Source organism: Streptomyces sp. NPDC090025 (assembly GCF_044748125.1).
Lineage (GTDB): Bacteria > Actinomycetota > Actinomycetes > Streptomycetales > Streptomycetaceae > Streptomyces.
In genome coordinates this window covers 263,145-283,676 of the sequence record NZ_JBIVFL010000002.1, presented here as the reverse complement: position 1 = coordinate 283,676, position 20,532 = coordinate 263,145, and the positions used below count along the sequence as shown (strand labels likewise).

Genomic DNA, 20,532 nt, shown 5'->3' with positions numbered 1-20,532 from the left:
CGCCGATCGGAGGCGCTCACCTATGAGAGGCGGGCCGCACGGCGAACGTGAACCCGCACGAGACTTTTTCTTCCGCACCCTTCTTCCGCGCCACCGCTCCGGGGACGACCGCTCACCGCTCGTCCAGGAACTCCCGCACCGTCGCGACGAACCCCGCCGGGTCGTCCAGCCAGGGGTAGTGGCCCGCACCCGGCCGCACCCGGAGCGTGGCGTTCGGGAGGAGCGGGGCCAGGGCGGCGACGGCGCTGGGCGGGCTGTTGAGGTCGAACTCGCCCGCGAGCAGCAGGGTGGGGGCGGTGAGCCGGGTGAGGGCTGCGCGGGTGGCCTCGACGGCGGCCGGGGCGAAGGTGTCGTCGGCGCCGAACCCGGCGACGGCCTCGGGGTTCTCCGGTGCGCTCGCGGTGTGGTGGCGGCGGGCGGCCTCGTCCCAGCGGCCGTGGAAGAAGGGGGCGACGGCGTCCCAGTCGGCGCCCGAGCCGTCGTTGACGGCGGTCAGGGCGGCGAAGGCGGCCGGGAACCAGGGTTCGTGGGCGCGGCGGCGGGCGAGGGCGAGCCGGGTCTCGACGGCGATGTCGATCCCGGCCGCGCGCAGTCCGGGGGTGATCAGGATCAGCCGGTCGACCCGCCGCGGGTGGCGGGCCGCGTACTGGAGGGCCAGGTTCGCCCCGGCGGAGTGGCCGAGCAGGGCGATCCGGTCGAGGCCGAGGTGGGCGCGGAGGGCCTCGATGTCGTCGACCTGGCGGTCGCAGCGGTAGCGGGCCGGGTCGGCGGGCGCGGGGGTGCGGCCGGTGCCGCGCAGGTCGGGGAGGAGGAGGGTGCGGTGGGCGGCTAGTCCGCCGAGGTCGCCGAGGTAGCGGGAGTCGGCGGGGCCGCCGGGGAGGCAGAACATTGTGGCGCCGTCGCCGGATCCGGCATGGGGAGGGAGGAAGCGGTGGGCGAGGAGCGCGTCCGGGGCAGAGGTCATAACCTAGTTATATAACGGGGTTATGGGGCTGTCGAGGAGTGCTCCATGTCCTCCATAACGGGGTTGTATAACTGAGGCATGACGAGCGAGGAGCCCCCCACCGCGACCGCCGACCTACCCACCGGCATGACCGACGCCCAGGTCGAGCGGATGTTCGCCGGGATGAACGAGGTCATCCGGGCGGGCGAGGAGATGCGCGGGCTCCGCGCCGAGATGGTGCACTTCTTCGCCGCTGCGGGCTGGACCCAGGAGCGGCTCGCCCGGGTCGCCGGGATGAGCCAGCCGGCCGTGTCCAAGCAGCTGGCCAGGCAGTTGGCCGGGCAGACGGCGCCGGCGCCGGACGCGGCCACGCTCGACGGACAGGACCCGCCCTGGCTGGAGGGGCGCCTCCTCGGCCTCGCCGAGGAACTCGCCGACCAGCTGGCCGAGCGGGGCGAACACGCCGAGTGCGCCCGGCCGGCGCTCGCGCTCGCGCGCGGCCGCAAGCGGTTCACCGAGCAGAACGTGGACGCGCTGCGGCGCCTGGTCGAGCGGGATCTGCGGGAGCACGGCGCCCGGCTGCCGGGCGGTTTCCGGACGGCGTACGACACGATCGCCCGCGCCCTCGACACGCGGACCGGTCCGCACGCCGCCGATCCGTCGCGCGCGCCGGAGTCCCGGCGGAAGCTGGCCTGCCAGATCCAGCGGGTGCGCCTCCGGGAGGAGTGAGGACCGGGGAGCGAGGACCGAGGGCTGAGGGCTGAGAACCGAGGACCGGGGAGTGAGGACCGAGGGACTCCTCCCCCCGGGCGCCCCCCGGACACCCCCCACCCGGCCGTCACGGATTGCCGCATTCGGGACTTGACCGGACTATTGAGACATGTTCAGCGGCGCACATGTGATCCTCTACACCCACGACGCGGAGGCCGACCGCGCGTTCCTCAAGGACGTGCTCGGCTTCGCCCACGTGGACGCGGGGCGCGGCTGGCTCATCTTCAAGCTGCCGCCCGCCGAGATCGCGGTGCATCCCACCGACGACACGCCGAAGCACGAGATCTATCTCATGTGCGACGACATCGCGGTGACGCTGACCGCCCTGGAGGACCGCGGGGCCGAGGTCTCACGACCCGTCACGGACCAGGGCTGGGGCCTGGTCGGGGCCGTACGCCTGCCGAGCGGCACCGAACTGCCGCTCTACCAGCCGCGTCACCCCGTCGCCCACGATCTGTCACCCTGATGGCGCACCCCAGCGCGAGCGGCATCTCATATCTGAGATAACGTGACGCCATGGCAGACGACTACCTCGTACGCATCGGCAAGCTCATCCGTGACGCCCGGCAGCACCGTGGCTGGACCCAGACGCAGCTGGCCGACGCACTCGGCACCAGCCAGAGCGCCGTGAACCGCATCGAGCGCGGCAACCAGAACATCAGCCTTGAGATGATCGCCCGTATCGGCGAAGCCCTCGACAGCGAGATCGTCTCTCTCGGTTACGCCGGTCCGATGCACCTGCGGGTCGTCGGCCGCCGCCGTCTCTCCGGCGCCATCGACGTCAAGACGAGCAAGAACGCCTGCGTCGCGCTGCTGTGCGCGTCGCTGCTCAACAAGGGCCGTACGGTGCTGCGCCGGGTCGCGCGCATCGAGGAGGTCTTCCGGCTCCTGGAGGTCCTCAACTCCATCGGTGTCCGCACCCGTTGGATCAACGAGGGCGTGGACCTGGAGATCGTGCCGCCCGCCGAGCTGGAGATGGAGGCGATCGACGCGGAGGCGGCGATCCGCACCCGCTCGATCATCATGTTCCTCGGCCCGCTGCTGCACCGCCTGGACCGCTTCAAGCTGCCGTACGCGGGCGGCTGCGACCTCGGCACCCGGACGATCGAGCCGCACATGATCGCGCTGCGCCGGTTCGGTCTGGACATCACCGCGACCGAGGGGCTCTACCACGCCCAGGTCGAGCGGTCCGTCTCGCCCGACCGCCCGATCGTGCTGACCGAGCGCGGCGACACGGTGACCGAGAACGCGCTGCTGGCCGCCGCCCGTCACGACGGCGTGACCGTCATCCGCAACGCCTCCTCGAACTACATGGTCCAGGACCTGTGCTTCTTCCTGGAGGCGCTGGGCGTACGGGTCGAGGGCATCGGCACCACCACGCTGACCGTGCACGGGGTGCCCGAGATCGACGTCGACGTCGACTACTCCCCCTCCGAGGACCCGGTCGAGGCGATGAGCCTGCTCGCCGCGGCCGTCGTCACCGAGTCGGAGCTGACGATCCGCCGGGTGCCGATCGAGTTCATGGAGATCGAGCTCGCGGTCCTGGAGGAGATGGGCCTGGACCACGACCGCTCGGCGGAGTACCCGGCCGACAACGGCCGCACCCGCCTGGTCGACCTGACGGTCCGCCCCTCCAAGCTGGAGGCGCCGATCGACAAGATCCACCCGATGCCGTTCCCCGGCCTCAACATCGACAACGTCCCCTTCTTCGCGGCCATCGCGGCCACGGCGCAGGGCCAGACCCTGATCCACGACTGGGTCTACGACAACCGCGCCATCTACCTCACCGACCTCAACCGCCTCGGCGGCCGCCTCCAGCTCCTGGACCCCCACCGCGTCCTGGTCGAGGGCCCCACCCGCTGGCGCGCCGCCGAGATGATGTGCCCGCCGGCCCTGCGCCCGGCGGTGGTCGTCCTCCTCGCGATGATGGCGGCCGAGGGCACCTCGGTGCTGCGCAACGTGTACGTGATCAACCGCGGCTACGAGGAACTGGCGGAGCGGCTGAACTCGGTGGGCGCGCAGATCGAGATCTTCCGCGACATCTGAGCAACACCGCTCCGGCCGTCACGACCGCCACGGCCTCCACGGCCGCCACAGCCTCTGTACGCAGGGTCCGCTCCCGAACCACCGGCCATCTCAGGGTGGTTTCAGGATGGTTCGGGAGCGAACCCGGCCCGCGGCTAGTCGTCGCGGGTGCACAGATGTCCCGCCGGGCAGGCGGCGCAGCCCTTGTGATCGACCCAGCCGGTGGCCTCGGCCGCCGCGAAGAGTTCGCGCGCGTGCTCGGGGCCCCGCACGTCCACGTGCCGGCCGTACTCCCGTGGGTCGGGCACCTCGCCGTTCGCGGCGCAGGAGCGGAGGAAGGCCACGGCGTTCAGGATGTCGGGCGGGAGCTCCTCGGCGGCCTGCTGGGGCAGACACACGGAGGGAATCTCCGCCGCTTCCGGGGCGCCCGCGAACACCCAGGGCTCACCGGGTCGCTCGGGCTTCCTGGCCACGAAGCGGACGCACGCCGACGCCCACGCGTCGTCACCGTCCCCGGAGCCGACGACGAGCAACATGCCCGCGGCGTGCAGCTCGTGCAGCGCGTCACGGACCATGTCCGAGGCGGCTCCGGTGGGCACCCACGGGTTGGGGGCGTCGAGCGGGACCCGCTGCGGCGGTCCGCCGTCCCGGCTGAGCACGAGACGGTCCGCGTCGATCATCTGGTCCAGGACCACGGCGGCCAGGGGGACATTGCCGCCGTAGCGCCGGCCGAGCGGACCGAACCGGTCGAGCAGGAGACGTGCATCGGGGCCGAGCCGAGGGTCGGCGGATGGCTTCCACTCCCTGCCGGTCTGGGCGATCCTGAACCACTCGTCGTACAGCTCCCCCGGCGGCCGGAGCTCCTGAAGGCTGTACTCCGTGCCACGCGGGGCACGCGGTCGGCGCGGCTTGTTGAGCTTCGTCCTGCCCATGACTGCTCCCTGACTCTCGACGCTCTCCGGCACTCGGCTCTCGACTCTCTTGGCGCTCTCAGCGCTCTCGAGGCGAGGACCGGCGGGGCTCCGGTGGGGAGACCCGACAGTCGGATGAACGAGCGTCCGGGGTCGGGGAACACGCTTCGCCCTTCACTCCGACGGGTGAAACTCCGGCGGTCCCCTCCCATGAAGGGGCGGCCGGGGCACACGTGTTCGTGGGCGTGGCGTCAGAGCAGGTCAGTCGATGATCGGGCCCACGGCCGACCAGCGCTGGCCGAGGGGCCGCTGATGCCCGGAATCCAGCCGCGTGCCGTTCGCATCGACGACCGCGTAGTCGAGAACGAGCTTGGACGGGTCCCCGTCCTCATACAGCCACACGGTGACGCAGCCCTTCGAGACAGAGGTGTCGAACCAGACGTCGACCCCTTCCGCCTCAGAACGGACCGTGAGCGCCTCCCCTGGTTTCATCCAGTAGTCGTCGCAGTACGGCTCGATGAAGAGACAGAGCTCGGTGTCGCCACGGTTCTCTATCGGCATGCTGCTGCGACCCACTGATCCCCCACGATCGATACCCCTCGGCCCCTCGGCCCCTCAGCCCCTCGACACACTAGCCGCCGGTCTGTCGCGCTCCTCGCGACCGGCGAAGCCGGGACACCGGAGCCGTACCGGCAGGGTCAGGCGCCGCCGCCCGGGAGCATCGCGCCGCCCTTGAGGCGTTCCATGTCCGAGGGGCGGACCTTGATGGCCAGGATGGCGATCAGCGCCGAGACGATCGCGAACGCCGCCGCGACCACGAAGCCGGAGGTGACTCCGCTGGTCAGGACCTGGTCGGACCAGGGTTTGGGGAGCTGGCCGGTCTTGGCGAACTCGGCCTTCTGGAGGGGGCCCGCCTGGCTGAGGAAGGCCGGGACCTGGTCCTTCGCCTCGTTGCGGCTGGCCGTGCCGAAGACGGTGACCAGGATGGAGAGGCCGAGCGAACCGCCCACCTGCTGCATCGCGTTGAGCAGGCCGGACGCGGCGCCCGCCTCGCGGGACTCGACGCCGGAGAGGGCCATCAGGGTCAGCGACACGAACATCATGCCCATGCCCGCGCTGAGCACCAGCATCGGTCCGAGGATGCTGCCCACATAGGTGGAGTCCACATCCGTCAGGGTCAGCCAGGACAGTCCGGCCGCCAGACACAGCGAGCCGATCACCATGAAGGGTTTCGGCCCGTAGCGTGGCAGGAGCTGTGAGGTGACCCCGGCGAGCACCGCGATCACCGCGCTGACCGGCAGGAACGCCAGACCGGCCTGGAGCGGGCTGAAGCCCAGGACGTCCTGGACGAACAGGGTCAGGAAGAAGAACATCCCGAAGATGGCCGCTGCCAGGCAGAGCATCACCCCGTACGTGCCCGCCCTGTTGCGGTCGGCGAACATGTGCAACGGCGTGATCGGCTGCCGGGAACCGCGCTCCACGAACACGAACGCCACGAGCAGCACCACCGCCGCCACGAACGAGCCCACGGTGAGCTTGTCGCTCCAGCCCTCCTGGGCGGCGCGGATGAACCCGTACACCAGGGCCACCATGCCGAGGGTGGAGGTGAGCGCGCCGAGCAGGTCGAAGTGGCCGGGATGGCGCTCGGACTCCTTCACATGGCGTGGCGTGAGGAAGGCGATCAGCAGGGCGATCGGGACGTTCACGAAGAACACCCAGCGCCAGTTGAGCCATTCGACCAGCAGACCGCCGGCCAGCAGGCCGATCGCGCCGCCGCCCGCCGAGACGCCCGCGAACACGCCGAAGGCGCGGTTGCGTTCGGGGCCCTCGTCGAAGGTCGTGGTGATCAGGGACAGCGAGGTCGGCGAGGAGATCGCGCCGCCGACGCCCTGGAGCGCGCGGGCGGCGAGCAACTGCCAGGACTCCTGGGCGAATCCGCCGAGCAGCGAGGCGAGGCCGAAGAGCAGCACGCCGAAGATGAAGACCCGGCGGCGGCCGAGGATGTCACCGGCGCGGCCGCCGAGCAGCAGCAGACCCCCGAAGGTCAGCGTGTAGGCGTTGACCACCCAGGACAGGCTGGTGGTGGAGAAGCCGAGGGCGCTCTGGATGTGCGGGAGCGCGATGTTCACGATGGTGATGTCGAGGACCACCATCAGCTGACAGGAGGCGATCACGAACAGGGCGATGCCCTTGCCGTCGCCGCCGCCCGGCTTCTTCGGGGCCGCGGTCGTCTGCGAGGTGGTCGGCTTGGGGGTAGTCATGGCGCATCGCGCCCTCACCTGAGGGAGCCGTGGGCCGGTCAGTCCACCTTTCGACCCTAAGCCCGGCCTCCGGGAGTGACCAGTTGATCAAGACGGGGCCGTACGACGGGCCTTGGCGGGGCCGCCGGGCGCGGGGTTCAGTCGACCACCGCGAAGCCGTCGAGCTCGACCAGCGCCTGCTCGTCCCAGAGCCGTACGACTCCGATCACGGCCATCGCCGGATAGTCGCGACCCGCCAACCGCCGCCAGATCCGGCCGAGTTCGGGTGCGTGACGGCGGTAGTCGGCGACGTCGGTGGCGTACACGGTGACCCGGGCGAGGTCGGCGGGCGAGCCCCCGGCGTGCCGGAGCGCGGACAGCAGGTTGCCGAGCGCGGTCTCGAACTGCTCGGGCAGGGTCTCCCCCGTCACCTTCCCGTCGCGGTCGAGGCTGGTCTGCCCGGCGAGGAAGACCAGGTGCGAGCCGGTCGCCGTGACGGCGTGGCTGAAACCGGTCGGCGGCGCCAGCTCGGCGGGGTTGTGCCGGTGCAGGCTCATGCGGGGCCTCCGGACGGGACGGTGACAGGGAAGGTGGCGTGGGCGGCGGACTGGGCGGCGGCCTCGGCGAGACCCGCCGGGGTACCGGCGGCGGGGGCCGTTCCGTCCGCCGCCGCCCGTGCCCGCACCCGCTCCGCCCGGTACAGCTCCTTCGCGATGATCGTGCGCTGCACCTCCGTCGCCCCCTCGTAGATCCGGGGCGCCCGGACCTCCCGGTAGAGGTGTTCCAGCAGATGGCCGCGTTGCAGGGCGCGCGCGCCGTGCAGCTGGACGGCGGCGTCGACGACGTACTGCGCGGTCTCGGTGGCGAGCAGCTTCGCCATCGCGGCCCGGCGCGGCACGTCCGCGTCGCCCCGGTCGTACGCCTCGGCCGCCGCGTACACGAGCAGCCGCGCTGCCTCCGTGCGGGTCGCCATCTCGGCGACCTGGTGCGCCACGGACTGGAGGTCGGCGAGGACGCCGCCGAACGCGGTCCGTCCGGCGGTGTGCGCGAGGGTGGCGTCGAGCGCGGCCTGGGCCATGCCGACGGCGAAGGCGCCGACGCTCGGCCGGAAGCGGTTGAGCGTGGTCATGGCGACCCGGAAGCCCTCGCCCACCTCGCCGAGGACGTCCTCGGGTCCGACCGGCACCCCGTCGAAGACCAGGCTGCCGAGCGCGTGCGGGGCGAGCATGTCGAGCGCCTCGCCGGACAGCCCTGGCCGGTCCCCCGGCACCAGGAAGGCCGTCACCCCGCGCGGCCCACCGCCCGCCGCCCGATCCCCCGCCGACCCGTCCGCCGCCGACCCACGCGGCCCACCGGATCCGGCCGGCTCCCCCGTCCGGGCGAAGACCGTCACCAGATCGGCCTCCGGCGCGTTCGAGATCCACCGCTTCTCGCCGTACAGCCGCCAGCCCCCGGTCTCCGGGTCGGGCACGGCCGCCAGGGCGAGCGCCGCCGCGTCGGACCCCGCGCCCGGTTCGGACAGCGCGAACGCGGCGACGGCCCGGCCCGCGACCACCTCGGGGAGCCAGCGGGCGCGCTGCTCCGGGGTGCCGAACGCGGCGACCGGGTGCGCGCCGAGGCCCTGCAGGGCGAGCGCGGTCTCCGCCTCGGTGCAGGTCTGGGCGAGCGACTCGCGCATCAGGCACAGGTCGAGCGCGCCCGCCTCGAAGAGCCGTCCGATCAGGCCGTACGTGCCGAGGGCGGCGACCAGCGGGCGGTTGACGCGGCCCGGCTCGCCCTTCTCGGCGACCGGCCGCAGCCGCTCGGCGGCGAGCGCGCGCAGCTCCGCGCACCAGGTGGTCCGTTCCGGATCGAGCGAGAATGCGGCCATCGGGGCCCTCTCCGGCGCGTCCGCCGACCGCCGGGGCGGCGCCGGAGCTACCTCTGCAGCTGATATCGCGAACCGTTGACTGTCGTCACCATCACGATACGCTCGTTGGGCGACGGTCGACCCCTTCATGACACGTCCGCGATCTCGGCCGAGGCCCCGAGGCCCCGAGGCCCCCGGCCACGACGTCGCGGACGCGCCCCGCGCCGTGCACGCCGACCCGCCGCGCACGGCCACCGCCCCGCACCGCCCGACCGACCACCCGACAGGGGGACGGACGTATGGAGCTGACGCCCTCGGCCCATCTCGACACCTTCGCCCGCGACCACCTGCCCCCTTCGGACCAGTGGCCGCGCCTCCTCTTCGAGCTGCCCTCGCTCGCCTACCCCGACCGGCTCAACTGCGGCGCCGAACTCCTCGACCGCACGGTGGAACGTTTCGGCCCGGACCGTGAGGTGTTCCGGGACGGCGAGGGCGGCGTCTGGACGTACGGGCAGCTGAGCGAGCGGGTGGACCGGATCGCCCATGTGCTCAGCGACGACCTCGGCGTCCGGCCGGGCAACCGGGTGCTGCTGCGCGGCCCGACCACCCCGTGGCTGGCGGCCTGCTGGCTCGCGGTGATGAAGGCGGGGGCGATCGCCGTCACCGTGCTCGCCCAGCAGCGGGCCCCCGAGCTGGCCGTGATGTGCGAGATGGCCCGGTGCAGCCACGCGCTGTGTGACGTCCGCGCGGTCGAGGAGCTGGCCCTGGCCGGGATCCCGGGGCTGCGGATCACCCCGTTCGGCGGCGAGGGCCCGGACGACCTGCTGACCCGGGCGATCGGCAAGCCGTCGCGGTACGAGGCGGTGCCGACGGCCGCCGACGACGTGGCGCTGATCGCCTTCACCTCGGGCACCACCGGACGCCCCAAGGGCTGTATGCACTTCCACCGGGACGTGCTCGCCGCCGCCGACACCTTCTCGGCGCATGTGCTGCGCCCCCGCCCCGACGACGTCTTCGCGGGCTCGCCGCCGCTCGGCTTCACCTTCGGCCTCGGCGGCCTGGTGGTCTTCCCGCTGCGGGCCGGAGCGTGCAGCGTGCTGCTCGAACAGGCCGGTCCGCAAGCGCTGCTCGCCGCGATCGAGCGGCACCGGGTGTCCGTCCTGTTCACCGCGCCGACCGCGTACCGGGTGATGCTGGAGGAGCTGGCCAAGCCGGGCCACGGTCCTGGCGAGGGCCCGGACCTCGGCTCGCTGCGGCGGTGCGTCTCGGCGGGCGAGAACCTGCCCGCGGCCACCTGGGAGGCGTGGCACGGCCGGACCGGCCTGAAGCTGATCAACGGCATCGGGGCGACCGAGCTGATGCACATCTTCATCTCGGCGGCCGACGGCGAGATCCGCCCCGGCACCACCGGCCGCCCGGTGCCGGGCTGGCAGGCCAGGATCCTCGCCGGGGACGGGCGGGAGCTGCCGGACGGCGAGGAGGGGCTGCTCGCGGTGCGCGGCCCGGTCGGCTGCCGGTATCTCGCCGACCCGCGCCAGACGGAGTACGTGCGCGGTGGCTGGAACGTCACGGGCGACACGTACGTCCGCGAACCCGACGGCTACTTCCGCTATGTCTCGCGCGCCGACGACATGATCATCTCGGCCGGGTACAACATCGCGGGCCCCCAGGTGGAGGAAGCGCTCCTGGCTCATCCGGACGTGGTGGAGGCGGCGGTGGTCGGCCGCCCGGACGAGCTGCGCGGCCATGTGGTGGTGGCGTACGCGGTGGTACGGCACGGGGTGCCGCGCGACGGGGGCACGGCGGCGGCGCTGCGCGCCTTCGTGCGGGCCAGGCTCGCCCCGTACAAGGCGCCCCGCGAGATCGTCTTCCTGGACGCGCTGCCCCGTACCCCCACCGGCAAGCTCCAGCGGTTCCGGCTCCGGGAGACCGCGGTCCCGGCGACGGCGCCCGGCGGGACCGGGGTCGCGAGGCAGGGCGGGACGACGGCACCGGACCCGGCGTCCTAAAGTGATCACCGTGGCCGAGCAGCACACCCCCCGATCCCTGATCGTCTCCCTGTACGGCGCGTACGGGAGGCTGCCGGACGACGCGCCGTTCCCGGTGGCGGAGCTGATCCGGCTGCTCGGCGTGCTCGCCGTGGACGCGCCGTCGGTCCGCTCCTCCGTCTCCCGGCTGAAGCGGCGCGGACTGCTGCTGCCCCGGCGGACGGCGGACGGCGCCGCCGGGTACGCACTGTCGGACGACGCCCGGATGCTGCTCGACGACGGCGACCGGCGGATCTACGCCCGTGCCGAGCCCGCGCTCGCGGAGGGCTGGGTCCTCGCGGTGTTCTCGGTGCCCGAGGCCGAGCGGCACAAGCGGCACCTGCTGCGGTCCCGGCTCGCCCGGCTCGGCTTCGGGACGGCGGCGCCGGGCGTGTGGATCGCGCCCGCGCGGCTGTACGAGGAGACCCGGCACACCCTGGAACGCCTCGACCTCGCCGGGTACGTGGATCTGTTCCGCGGCGACCACCTGGGCTTCGCGGCGACGGCGGAGGCGGTGTCCCGCTGGTGGGACCTGCCGTCCATCGCCAAGCTGCACGAGGAGTTCCTGGACGCCCAGGAGCCGGTGCTCCGGGCCTGGTCGGCGCCGGGCGCGGAGCCGACGCCCGAGCACGCCTACCGCGCGTACCTGCTCGCGCTCGACTCCTGGCGCCGACTGCCCTACGCGGACCCGGTGCTTCCGCTCGCCCTGCTGCCGGAGAACTGGCCGGGCAGCCGGTCCGCCGAGGCCTTCCTCGCCCTGCACGAACTGCTGCACGCGCGCGGTGGGGAGTTCGTGCGGGTGTAGAAACCCGCGTGAACTCGCCGGGTCAGGCCGGACCCCGCCGGATCAGGCCGGGTCGTCCGCCGGGAGCGGTTCGGTCAGGCCCGCGCGCTCGGCCAGCGCGCCGCCCTGGAAACGGCTCTCGGCGCCCAGCTCCTCCAGGAGCTCGGCGATGTGGCGGCGGCAGGTGCGCAGCGACATGCCCATGCGACGGGCGATCACCTCGTCCTTGGCGCCGTCGGCGAGCAGCCCCACCAGGGCACGGCGCAGGCTCGGGCCGACCTCCTTGTACGCGGCCTCGCTGGTGCCGTGGAACGGGGCGGCCCCCGACCAGTGCTGCTCGAAGACCCGGCACAGGTACGCCACCACGTCCGGGTCGCGGACGAGCACCGCGCCCTCGCCGCCGGCGCCGTCGGCACGGCGCGGCAGGAAGGCCACAGCGCGGTCGAACACGACGGCCCGGTCCGGGAGTTCGGCGGCGGTGCGGTACTCGGCACCGGCTTCGGTGAGCCGTTCCACGTACCCCTGGGTGGCGAGGCTGGCGCGCGCCGAGTGCTGGTAGAGGGTGCGCATCCGGACGCCCCTGGCGAGCATCGCGAGGTCCCGGTCGAGGGCGTCGCCGAGCCGGCCGGGGGCGCGTCCGCCGCCGGGCTGGATGCTGAACACCTCCTCGCGGCAGCGGGCCGACTCCTCGGTGAGCATGGCGGACGCGGACCGCATGTCGGGCAGCAGGTCGACGCCCTGCCGACGACCCTGTGCGCGCCGCGCGGCCCGGTAGCGCGGCATCAGGGCCTGCAGTTCGTCCCGTACGGCCTGGGCGTGCGCGGCCGCCCTGGCGAGTTCGGCCTCCAGCGGGCCGACGACCTCCGCCGCCGCCGCGTCCGGGCTCACCGGGATCAGCTCCTCGGGGCGGCCGGGGGCCGGGCGGAGGAGCCGCAGGCTCAGCAGGGTGCGGGCGGCGGCCTCGACCTCCTGCGGGCTGAGGCCGAGCGCGGGCACGGCGGCGGGCCCGCGGGTGAGGCTGCCGTGCGTGAGCACGTACTCGAAGACCGTGACGGCTTGCGCGTCCAGTCGCGGCATTTCCGTGAGATGTGTCCCCATGGGCACGGATTCCCCCCGTTTCGCGGCCCTGCTACTTCCGTGCCATGCAGGGTATTGCCAGGTCGCGCCCCTGGATCAAGCGGGCTCGCTGGGATCAACTGAGGTCCCCGACGCGGTCAAACCCCGCCAAGGGCACCATCCGGCGTGAACCAGCCAAAAAGCATTGTTCTCGCCACCTCACGTGTCTCGAACCAGGAGCCCCCGCATGTCCGCAGTCGTCCGCTGTCTCCTCGTCCTCACCGTCCTGCTCGGCGCCGCCGCCGTGACCGCGGGGCAGCACGGGGGCGGGCCGGTCACGGGGCGGACGGTCGCCGCCGCCGAGCTCCTGGACACCAGCTGGGGCGACGACTACGTCCGGCCGCAGCAGTAGGGACGGGGACCGACGTGTCGCTCTCCGAAGCCCCCGCGGCCTCTGCCGCCCCCACCGGAACGGGCGTGACCGCCGGGCCCGGCCCGCGCCGGGCCCGCGCCGAGTCCGCCGCCGAGCTGGCGCTGCTGCCGGACCTGGTGCGCGCCGCCATCGCCCGCGCCGCCGGTGCACCCCATGCGTCAGCCGCCTCCGGCTGGTCCGTGACGCCGGGCGACTTCTGGTGCCATGTGGTGCCCGAGGGGTCGGTCCGCCGGGCGCAGGGCTGGAAGCTGCACGTGTCCGCGACCCCGCTGTCGGCGCCGCTGGTGCTCGCCCGGGCCGCCGAGGTGCTCGTCGCGCACGGCGCCGCCTTCAAGTTCGCCGGGAGCCCGGCGCGGGTCGCGGCCCTGGTGTCGGGGCGCTCGGCGCGCGGCGGCGGCGGCAAGTTCCTCACCGTCTACCCGGCCGACGACGAGCGGTTCCGGCTGCTCGCCGACGCGCTGCACCGGGCCACCGTCGGACTGCCGGGCCCCGCCGTCCTCTCCGACCGACGGTATCTGCCGGACAGTCAGGTCTTCTACCGGTACGGCGTGTTCACGGGGGTGCGGGAGCTGACGGCCGACGGCGGCTTCGCGGCCCGGCTCACCGACCCCGAGGGGCGGCCGGTCGCCGACGAGCGCAACGCCTGGTTCAGTCCGCCCGCTTGGGCGGGCGACCCGTTCCCGGACCGCCCGGCGGCCCCCGCCCGGGCGGCCGGTGCCGCCGCCAAACCCGTGCTGCTCGCGGACCGTTATGTCGTCAGGGGCGCGATCCAGCACTCCAACAAGGGCGGCGTGTACCGTGCGGAGGACACCCGCACCGGCGCCCAGGTCGTCGTCAAGCAGGCCCGTCCGCACGTCGGCGCCGGGCTCGAAGGGCTCGACGTACGGGACCTGCTGCGCCGCGAGGCGACGCTGCTCGCCCGGTTCGCCGCCGTCGCCCCCGACCGGGTGCCGCGGCCGGTGGAGACGTTCGAGCAGCAGGGCAGCGTGTTCCTGGTGGCCGAGTCGGTGCCCGGGGCGACCCTGCGCCGTACGGTCGCGGAACGGCTCGCCGCCACCGGCACCGCGTGCCCCGACGAGGCCACCGGGGACGACCTGGCCGGGCAGCTCGTCGAGCTGGTCGCCACCGCGCACGGCCTCGGCGTCACCCTCCACGACTTCGGCCCCAACAACGTGATGGCCGCCCCGGACGGGCGGCTGCTCCTGATCGACCTGGAGATGGCCGCCACGCCCGGCGAACGCTGGGTGCTCGGCGCCACCCCCGGCTACGCCGCGCCCGAGCTGCGCGCCGCCGACCAGGTGGCCCCGGCGTTCCCCCCGTCGGCCGACCTGTACGCCCTCGGGGCGACCGTGCTGCACGCGGTGAGCGGCGCGGACCCGCTGTTCGCGCCGGACCGGCCGGCGGCCGACGCCCGCCCCGACGAGGAACGCCTCGCCGGACTGCTCGCCCTGCTCTCCCGCGACCACCCGCCGCTGCGCCGCCTCGCGCCGCTGATCCGGGGCCTGATGCGGGACGTCGCCGAGGAGCGCTGGAGCCTGGCGCGGGCCCGGGACCTCGTCGCGGGGCTGCGGGCGGAGACGGCGGTACGGGAGACGTCGGTACGGGAGACGGCCGCCCGGACTCCCCGCGCGCCCGCCGCACCCGCACCCGCACCCGACCACGACGAGCGCGACCGGAACCGCGACCGGGACCGCAACCGCGACCGGCTGCTGCGGGACGGCGTGGCGCATCTCCTCGCCACCCTGCGCCCGGACGCCCCGGAACGCCTCTGGCCCTCCGACTCCTTCGGCGAGACCTGCGACCCGGTCGCCGTCCAGCACGGCTCGGCCGGCGGGGTCGCCGTGCTGGCCAGGGCGCTGCGGCAGGCGGACGCCCTGCGCGACGCCGGGATCCCGGTGGACCGGGCGGCGCTGCGCGCGGGGCTCGGCACGGCCGCCCGGTGGACGGCGGACCTGGTCGACGCGGTGCCTGGCAGCCTGCCGGGCCTGCACTTCGGCCGCTCCGGCACCGCCTGGGCGCTGCTCGACGCGGCGCGGGCGCTCGGCGACCCGGCCCTTGAGGAGCGGGCGACCGCGCTGGCGCTGGCGCTGCCCGTACGGTGGCCGAATCCCGATGTGTGCCACGGCGCGGCCGGGTCCGGGCTCACCCAGCTGCACTTCTGGCGGACGACCGGGGACCGCCGCTTCCTCGACCGGGCGGCGGAGGCCGCCGAGGGACTGCTCGCGGTGGCCCGGCCCACCCCCGAGGGGGTGTTCTGGCCGGTCCCCGAGGACTTCGGTTCCGCGCTCGCGGGCGCCTGGCACTACGGTTTCGCGCACGGCGTCGCCGGGGTGGGCACGTTCCTGCTGCGGGCCGCCGAGGCGACAGGCGAGGAAACGTTCCATCAGGCGGCCGCCGGGGCGGGCGTGACGCTGACCGTCGCGGCGCGCGGCGGCGCGGGCGGGACGCTGTGGCCGGTCGACCGGGCCCGCCATCTGTCGGACTCGCCTGAGCTGGCCCGGCACTGGTGCAGCGGCTCGTCCGGCGTCGGCAGCTTCCTGGTCCGGCTGTGGCGGTCCGGCGGCGGGGTGGACGAGGAGCTGCTCGCCCTGGTGGACGGGGCCGCCCGGGCCGTCGTCGCGGGCCGCGTCACCGACTCCCCCGCCACCTGCCACGGCCTCGCGGGCAACGCCGAGTTCCTGCTCGACGCCGCCGAGCTGACCGGCGACCCTCGGCACCGCGCGGCGGCGGAACTGCTCGTCGAACATCTCGCGGCGCAGGCCGTGCTGCGCGACGGACGGCTCCTCGTCCCCGACGAGAACCGCACGACGGTGCTCGCCGAGTACGCCACGGGCCTCGCCGGAAGCCTCTCCCTGCTGCTGCGGCTGCGCTGCGGCGGGCCGCGGGCCTGGCTGCCCTAGGTCGTGTCCGGAAAGTAGCGCCGTCCGCCCGCCAGGGCGGGGCTCGCGGCGTCTGGCGCGTGCGATCGCAAGGCGGAGGGTCGCCCTCGTACTGGGCGTACGAGGGCGATCCCGACAACGCGGCGAGCGCTCGTGCCAGGCGTCGCGAGCCAGGCGGGACTTTCCGGACACGACCTAGGACTGACGCCCGGACGGCCGGACGGCCGTACCCCCTGATCCTCCGTCGGCCGCGTGCCGACGGACGCCGGTCCCGCCCGGGGCCGGTACCACCTCCGCACCGAAGGAGAACGCCATGATGGAGCACGACATCGACGCCCTGCAGCTGCTGCCCGAGGAGGTCCGCACCGAGGACGCCCGCGGCGAGGAGCACGCCGCCGCGCTGATCACCGCCTGCCGCTGGCTGACCAGCGGTTGCTGATCAGCAGCCGCTGATCCGCGCGGGCACGCACGAGCGGGACCCCTCGGGGTCCCGCTCGGTGTTCTCCCGCCCTCGCGGGAGCGCGGCTCAGCCCTTGTACTCGGCGATCTGGATCAGGTTGCCGCAGGTGTCGTCCAGGATCGCGGTGGTGACCGGGCCCATGTCGGTGGGCTCCTGGACGAAGCGCACGCCGAGGCCGGCCAGCCGGGCGAACTCGGCGTGGACGTCGTCGACGGCGAAGGAGTTCACCGGGATGCCGTCGGCGGCCAGCGCCTCCTGGTACGCCTTGGCGGCCGGGTGCTGGTTGGGTTCGAGGACCAGTTCGGTGCCCTCGGGGGCGTCGGGCGAGACCACGGTCAGCCAGCTGTGGCCGCCGAGCGGGACGTCGGCCTTCTTCAGGAAGCCGAGGACGTCGGTGTAGAAGCGCAGCGCCTTGGCCTGGTCGTCGACGAAGACGCTGGCGAGGTTGATCCTCATGGGGATTTCTCCGTTGTCGGTGTCTCGTGCGGGGTACTGCCGGCCGGGAGCCAGCGCCCGAGGGCCCTGGTCAGCGGCTCGGTGTCGAGGTCGTGGAACTTGTAGCGGCCCTCGCGCCGGGTCCGTACCAGACCCGCGGCCTCCAGGACGGCGAGGTGCTGGCTGACCCCCTGCCGTGAGATCGCCACGTCGTGCCGGGTCGCCAGACGCACGCAGATCTCGAAGAGGGACTGCCCGTTCCGCTCCGCCAGCCCATCGAGGATGAGCCTGCGGGTCGGGTCGGCCAGGGCCTTGAACACATCGTCCGCCATGACCCCACGATAGGCAAGCACCGACTTGCCTATCAAATCGATCAGATCCCCGAGCCCGGCTACGGGTCCTTGCGGCCGGTCGGCGGGCGGCGGCTGCCCGCCCGGTACGGCGCGGGCCAGGGCGCGCCGGGGCCCGCGTAGCCCTGCTCGGCGGCGGCGTGCAGGGTCCAGTGCGGGTCGTACAGGTGCGGCCTGGCGAGTGCGCACAGGTCGGCGCGGCCCGCGAGGAGCAGCGAGTTCACGTCGTCCCAGGAGGAGATCGCGCCGACCGCGATGACCGGGACGCCGAGCGCGGAGCGGATCAGGTCGGCGTACGGGGTCTGGTACGAGCGGCCGAACTCGGGCATCTCCTCGGGGACCACCTGGCCGGTGGAGACGTCGAGCGCGGCGGCGCCGTGGTCGGCGAAGGCGCGGGCGATCCCGATGGCGTCCTCGGCGGTGGTGCCGCCGTCGGCCCAGTCGGTGGCCGAGATCCGGACGGTCATCGGCCGGTCGGCCGGCCACACCTCCCGTACCGCGTCGAACACCTCCAGCGGGAACCGCAGCCGGGCGTCGAGGTCGCCGCCGTAGCCGTCGGTGCGCCGGTTGGTCAGCGGGGAGAGGAAGCCGGAGAGCAGATAGCCGTGCGCGCAGTGGAGTTCGAGGAGGTCGAACCCGGCCCGGGCGGCGCGCCGGGCGGCGGCGGTGAACTGTTCGCGGACGGCGGCGAGTCCGGCCCGGTCGAGGGCGCGCGGGACCTGGTTGAGGCCCGCGCGGTACGGCTCGGGGGAGGCGGCGACGAGCGGCCAGTTGCCGTCCGGCAGCGGCTGGTCGATGCCCTCCCACATCCGGCGGGTGGAGCCCTTGCGGCCGGAGTGGCCGAGCTGGACGCCGAGCGCGGTGCCGGGTGCCTGGGCGTGCACGAAGGAGGTGATCCGGGCCCAGGCGTCGGCCTGTTCGTCGGTCCACAGTCCGGTGCAGCCGGGGGTGATCCGGCCCTCGGGGCTGACGCACACCATCTCGGTCATGACCAGGCCCGCGCCGCCGAGCGCCCGGGCGCCGAGGTGGACGAGGTGGAAGTCGCCGGGCAGGCCGTCCTCGGCGACGTACAGGTCCATCGGGGAGACGACGACCCGGTTCCGCAGGGTCAGGCCGCCGAGCCGGTACGGGGTGAACATCGGCGGGGTGCCCGGCGGGCAGCCGAACTCGGCCTCGACGGAGGCGGTGAAGGCGGGATCGCGCAGCCGCAGGTTGTCGTGGGTGACCCGGCGGCTGCGGGTGAGCAGGTCGAAGGCGAACTGGCGGGGCGGCCGGTCGAGCCGGCCGGCGATCTCCTCGAACCAGCGCAGGCTGGCGGCGGCGGCCCGCTGGGTGGAGGCGACGACCGGGCGCCGCTCGGTCTCGTAGGCGGCGAGCGCCTCGGCGATCCCGGCCGGGGTGCCGGGCCGGGCGTCGACGTGCGCGGCGAGCGCGACGGCGTCCTCGACGGCGAGCTTGGTGCCGGAGCCGATGGAGAAGTGCGCGGTGTGGGCGGCGTCGCCGATGAGCACGATCCCGCCGTGCGACCAGCGGGCGTTGACGACGGTACGGAACGCGGTCCAGGCCGACCGGTTGGAGCGCAGGGCGCGGCCGTGCAGGGCGTCGGCGAAGAGCTTGGCGCAGCGGGCGGCCGACTCGGTCTCGTCGAGCTCGTCGAAGCCGGCGGCCCGCCAGACCTCCTCGCGCATCTCGACGATGACGGTGGAGGAGCCGCCGTCGGCGGTGCTGAAGGGGTAGGCGTGGAGCTGCATCACGCCGTACTCGGTCTCGGCGATCTCGAAGCGGAAGGCGTCGAGCGCGAAGTCGGCGGCGAGCCAGAGGTAGCGGCAGCGGTGGGTGGTGAGGGTGGGCCGGAAGACGTCGGCGTGGGCGGTGCGGGTGCGGCTGCCCGCCCCGTCGGCGGCGATCACCAGGTCGTGGTCGGCGGCGAGTTCGGCGGCGGGCGGCGCGTCGGTGCGGAACCGGAGCCGTACGCCGAGTCCGGCGCAGCGGGCGTGCAGGAGTTCGAGCAGCCGGCGGCGGCCGAGGGCGGCGAAGCCGTGGCCGGTGGAGCGGAGCAGATGGCCCCGGTGGACGATGTCGATGTCGTCCCAGCGGACCAGTTCGGCGCGCAGCGCCGCGTGCACGGCGGGGTCGGCGTCCTCGATGCCGCCGAGGGTCTCGTCGGAGAGCACCACGCCGAAGCCGAACGTGTCGTCGGGCGCGTTGCGCTCCCAGACGGTGACCTCGCGGGCCGGGTCGCCCCGCTTGAGCAGCGCGGCGGCGTAGAGCCCGCCGGGCCCGCCGCCGATGACGGCGACGCGGAGCGGCGCGGTCGCGGGGGGCGCCGACGTGGGCGGTACGGGCGCGGGCTCGGGCGGCGGGGGCGTCTTGGGCGGTACGGGGTCGGGCGCGCCGCCCGGCGCCGGGGCGCCGGTGCTCATCGGCCGCGCCACTTCGCCGGGCGCTTCTGGGTGAAGGCCGCGTGGAACTCGGCGTAGTCCTCCCCGTGCATCAGCAGGGCCTGGGTGGCGGCGTCCAGCTCCACCGAGGCGGCCAGCGGCATGTCGAGTTCGGCGGTGAGCAGCGCCTTGGTCTGGGCGTGGGCGAGGGCGGGGCCCTCGGCGAGGCGGCGGGCGAGGACGGCGGCCCGCGCGTCGGCGGCGCCCTCCTCGGTCAGCTCGCTGATCAGACCGATCCGCTCGGCCTCGACGGCGCCGACCGCGTCGCCGAGCATGAGCAGCCGGGTGGCGTGGCCGAGGCCGACGACCCGGGGCAGCAGATAGGCGGCGCCCATGTCGCCGCCGGAGAGCCCGACCCTGGTGAAGAGGAACGCGAAGCGGGCGGTGGGGTCGGCGACCCGGAAGTCGGCGGCGAGCGCGAGCACCGCGCCCGCCCCGGCGGCGACCCCGTGCACGGCGGCGATCACCGGGAACGGGCACTCGCGCAGCGCGCGCACGGTCTGGCCGGTCATCCGGTTGAAGTCGAGGAGCTGCGCGGTGTCCATGGCGAGGGTGGCGCCGATGATCTCGTCGACGTCGCCGCCGGAGCAGAAGCCCCGGCCCTCGCCGCCGAGCACCAGGGCCCGGACGGCCCGCTCCCGGGACAGCTCGGCGAGCAGATCACGCAGGTCGGCGTAGGCGCCGAAGGTGAGGGCGTTGAGCTTCCCCGGACGGGCCAGGGTGATCGTGCCGACCCCGTCGTCGATGGTCAGGCGCAGATGGCGCCAGCGTTCGGTCCGGGTCGCGGAGCCGGTGAAGGGGCTCATCCGGGAGGACCTCCCTGTTGTGTGCACGTACCGGTACGGCAGCACCACCCTGAGGGTATCACTCATGTGTGACTGTCGTCACGAGTACGCGATACGTCTCAGCCGCCCCGTCCCCACCGACA

The 20,532-nt window shown here is 74.0% G+C and carries 19 protein-coding genes; 8 read left to right on the top strand and 11 right to left on the bottom strand.

Annotated elements, in window-relative coordinates:
* Nucleotides 1–112: 112 nt before the first annotated feature.
* Nucleotides 113–964, bottom strand: a complete 852-nt coding sequence (locus ACIPXM_RS07220) for an alpha/beta fold hydrolase (RefSeq protein WP_401652898.1) — start codon at nucleotides 962–964, stop codon at nucleotides 113–115.
* A 78-nt stretch (nucleotides 965–1,042) separates the two neighbouring features.
* Between ACIPXM_RS07220 and ACIPXM_RS07215 the strand changes: the two genes are divergently transcribed.
* The 3 genes from ACIPXM_RS07215 to ACIPXM_RS07205 all read left to right on the top strand — a co-directional run bounded on the left by ACIPXM_RS07215 (nucleotide 1,043) and on the right by ACIPXM_RS07205 (nucleotide 3,760).
* Nucleotides 1,043–1,672 (top strand): sigma-70 family RNA polymerase sigma factor, encoded by a 630-nt coding sequence (locus tag ACIPXM_RS07215; protein ID WP_401652897.1) that lies wholly within the window; start codon nucleotides 1,043–1,045, stop codon nucleotides 1,670–1,672.
* Nucleotides 1,673–1,823: 151 nt separating this feature from the next.
* Complete coding sequence (locus ACIPXM_RS07210; RefSeq protein WP_401652895.1) at nucleotides 1,824–2,180, top strand: VOC family protein; 357 nt, start codon at nucleotides 1,824–1,826, stop codon at nucleotides 2,178–2,180.
* Nucleotides 2,181–2,230: 50 nt separating this feature from the next.
* Entirely contained in the window at nucleotides 2,231–3,760 is a 1,530-nt protein-coding gene (locus tag ACIPXM_RS07205) for a helix-turn-helix domain-containing protein (protein WP_401652894.1), read from the top strand.
* A gap of 134 nt (nucleotides 3,761–3,894) precedes the next feature.
* On the opposite strand, the gene ACIPXM_RS07200 is transcribed toward ACIPXM_RS07205, so the two are convergent.
* The 5 genes from ACIPXM_RS07200 to ACIPXM_RS07180 all read right to left on the bottom strand — a co-directional run bounded on the left by ACIPXM_RS07200 (nucleotide 3,895) and on the right by ACIPXM_RS07180 (nucleotide 8,760).
* Nucleotides 3,895–4,671: a hypothetical protein gene (locus ACIPXM_RS07200; protein WP_401652893.1), complete on the bottom strand. Its 777-nt coding sequence runs from the start codon at nucleotides 4,669–4,671 to the stop codon at nucleotides 3,895–3,897.
* Nucleotides 4,672–4,911: 240 nt separating this feature from the next.
* Nucleotides 4,912–5,211: a hypothetical protein gene (locus ACIPXM_RS07195; protein WP_401652891.1), complete on the bottom strand. Its 300-nt coding sequence runs from the start codon at nucleotides 5,209–5,211 to the stop codon at nucleotides 4,912–4,914.
* A 137-nt stretch (nucleotides 5,212–5,348) separates the two neighbouring features.
* The gene (locus ACIPXM_RS07190; protein WP_401652889.1) at nucleotides 5,349–6,911 is read right to left on the bottom strand and encodes an MFS transporter; all 1,563 of its coding nucleotides are present in this window, start codon (nucleotides 6,909–6,911) and stop codon (nucleotides 5,349–5,351) included.
* A gap of 137 nt (nucleotides 6,912–7,048) precedes the next feature.
* Nucleotides 7,049–7,447 (bottom strand): RidA family protein, encoded by a 399-nt coding sequence (locus ACIPXM_RS07185; RefSeq protein ID WP_401652887.1) that lies wholly within the window; start codon nucleotides 7,445–7,447, stop codon nucleotides 7,049–7,051.
* Entirely contained in the window at nucleotides 7,444–8,760 is a 1,317-nt protein-coding gene (locus ACIPXM_RS07180; protein WP_401652886.1) for an acyl-CoA dehydrogenase family protein, read from the bottom strand. The genes ACIPXM_RS07185 and ACIPXM_RS07180 overlap by 4 nt, the downstream gene beginning before the upstream one ends.
* Nucleotides 8,761–9,038: 278 nt before the next feature.
* Between ACIPXM_RS07180 and ACIPXM_RS07175 the strand changes: the two genes are divergently transcribed.
* Both ACIPXM_RS07175 and ACIPXM_RS07170 read left to right on the top strand, forming a co-directional pair.
* Entirely contained in the window at nucleotides 9,039–10,748 is a 1,710-nt protein-coding gene (locus tag ACIPXM_RS07175) for an AMP-binding protein (RefSeq protein ID WP_401652884.1), read from the top strand.
* Nucleotides 10,749–10,758: 10 nt separating this feature from the next.
* A complete protein-coding gene (locus ACIPXM_RS07170) occupies nucleotides 10,759–11,571 on the top strand; it encodes a PaaX family transcriptional regulator C-terminal domain-containing protein (RefSeq protein ID WP_401652882.1) in 813 nt (270 codons plus the stop codon).
* Nucleotides 11,572–11,613: 42 nt separating this feature from the next.
* Here ACIPXM_RS07170 and ACIPXM_RS07165 read toward each other — a convergent pair whose 3' ends face one another.
* Nucleotides 11,614–12,627: a hypothetical protein gene (locus ACIPXM_RS07165; protein WP_401652880.1), complete on the bottom strand. Its 1,014-nt coding sequence runs from the start codon at nucleotides 12,625–12,627 to the stop codon at nucleotides 11,614–11,616.
* A gap of 226 nt (nucleotides 12,628–12,853) precedes the next feature.
* Between ACIPXM_RS07165 and ACIPXM_RS07160 the strand changes: the two genes are divergently transcribed.
* The 3 genes from ACIPXM_RS07160 (at nucleotide 12,854) to ACIPXM_RS07150 (ending at nucleotide 16,357) form a co-directional block, all read left to right on the top strand.
* Nucleotides 12,854–13,018: a hypothetical protein gene (locus ACIPXM_RS07160; protein WP_401652878.1), complete on the top strand. Its 165-nt coding sequence runs from the start codon at nucleotides 12,854–12,856 to the stop codon at nucleotides 13,016–13,018.
* Nucleotides 13,019–13,083: 65 nt separating this feature from the next.
* Nucleotides 13,084–15,939 carry a class IV lanthionine synthetase LanL gene (lanL, locus tag ACIPXM_RS07155; protein ID WP_401652876.1) on the top strand — a complete coding sequence of 952 codons (2,856 nt, stop codon included), beginning with the start codon at nucleotides 13,084–13,086 and terminating at the stop codon, nucleotides 15,937–15,939.
* A gap of 292 nt (nucleotides 15,940–16,231) precedes the next feature.
* Nucleotides 16,232–16,357 carry an ALQxL family class IV lanthipeptide gene (locus ACIPXM_RS07150; protein ID WP_401652874.1) on the top strand — a complete coding sequence of 42 codons (126 nt, stop codon included), beginning with the start codon at nucleotides 16,232–16,234 and terminating at the stop codon, nucleotides 16,355–16,357.
* Nucleotides 16,358–16,444: 87 nt separating this feature from the next.
* Here the strand turns inward: ACIPXM_RS07150 and ACIPXM_RS07145 are convergent, their stop codons facing one another.
* The 4 genes from ACIPXM_RS07145 to ACIPXM_RS07130 are packed head-to-tail and all read right to left on the bottom strand — an operon-like array spanning nucleotide 16,445 to nucleotide 20,410.
* Nucleotides 16,445–16,834, bottom strand: coding sequence for a VOC family protein (locus tag ACIPXM_RS07145; protein WP_401652872.1), 390 nt, complete (start codon nucleotides 16,832–16,834; stop codon nucleotides 16,445–16,447).
* Nucleotides 16,831–17,145, bottom strand: a complete 315-nt coding sequence (locus tag ACIPXM_RS07140) for an ArsR/SmtB family transcription factor (RefSeq protein ID WP_401652871.1) — start codon at nucleotides 17,143–17,145, stop codon at nucleotides 16,831–16,833. The genes ACIPXM_RS07145 and ACIPXM_RS07140 overlap by 4 nt, the downstream gene beginning before the upstream one ends.
* Before the next feature lie 59 nt (nucleotides 17,146–17,204).
* Nucleotides 17,205–19,586: a bifunctional salicylyl-CoA 5-hydroxylase/oxidoreductase gene (locus ACIPXM_RS07135; RefSeq protein ID WP_401652869.1), complete on the bottom strand. Its 2,382-nt coding sequence runs from the start codon at nucleotides 19,584–19,586 to the stop codon at nucleotides 17,205–17,207.
* Nucleotides 19,583–20,410, bottom strand: coding sequence for an enoyl-CoA hydratase family protein (locus ACIPXM_RS07130; protein ID WP_401652867.1), 828 nt, complete (start codon nucleotides 20,408–20,410; stop codon nucleotides 19,583–19,585). Before ACIPXM_RS07130 ends, ACIPXM_RS07135 begins: the two co-directional genes overlap by 4 nt.
* Nucleotides 20,411–20,532 lie beyond the last annotated feature (122 nt).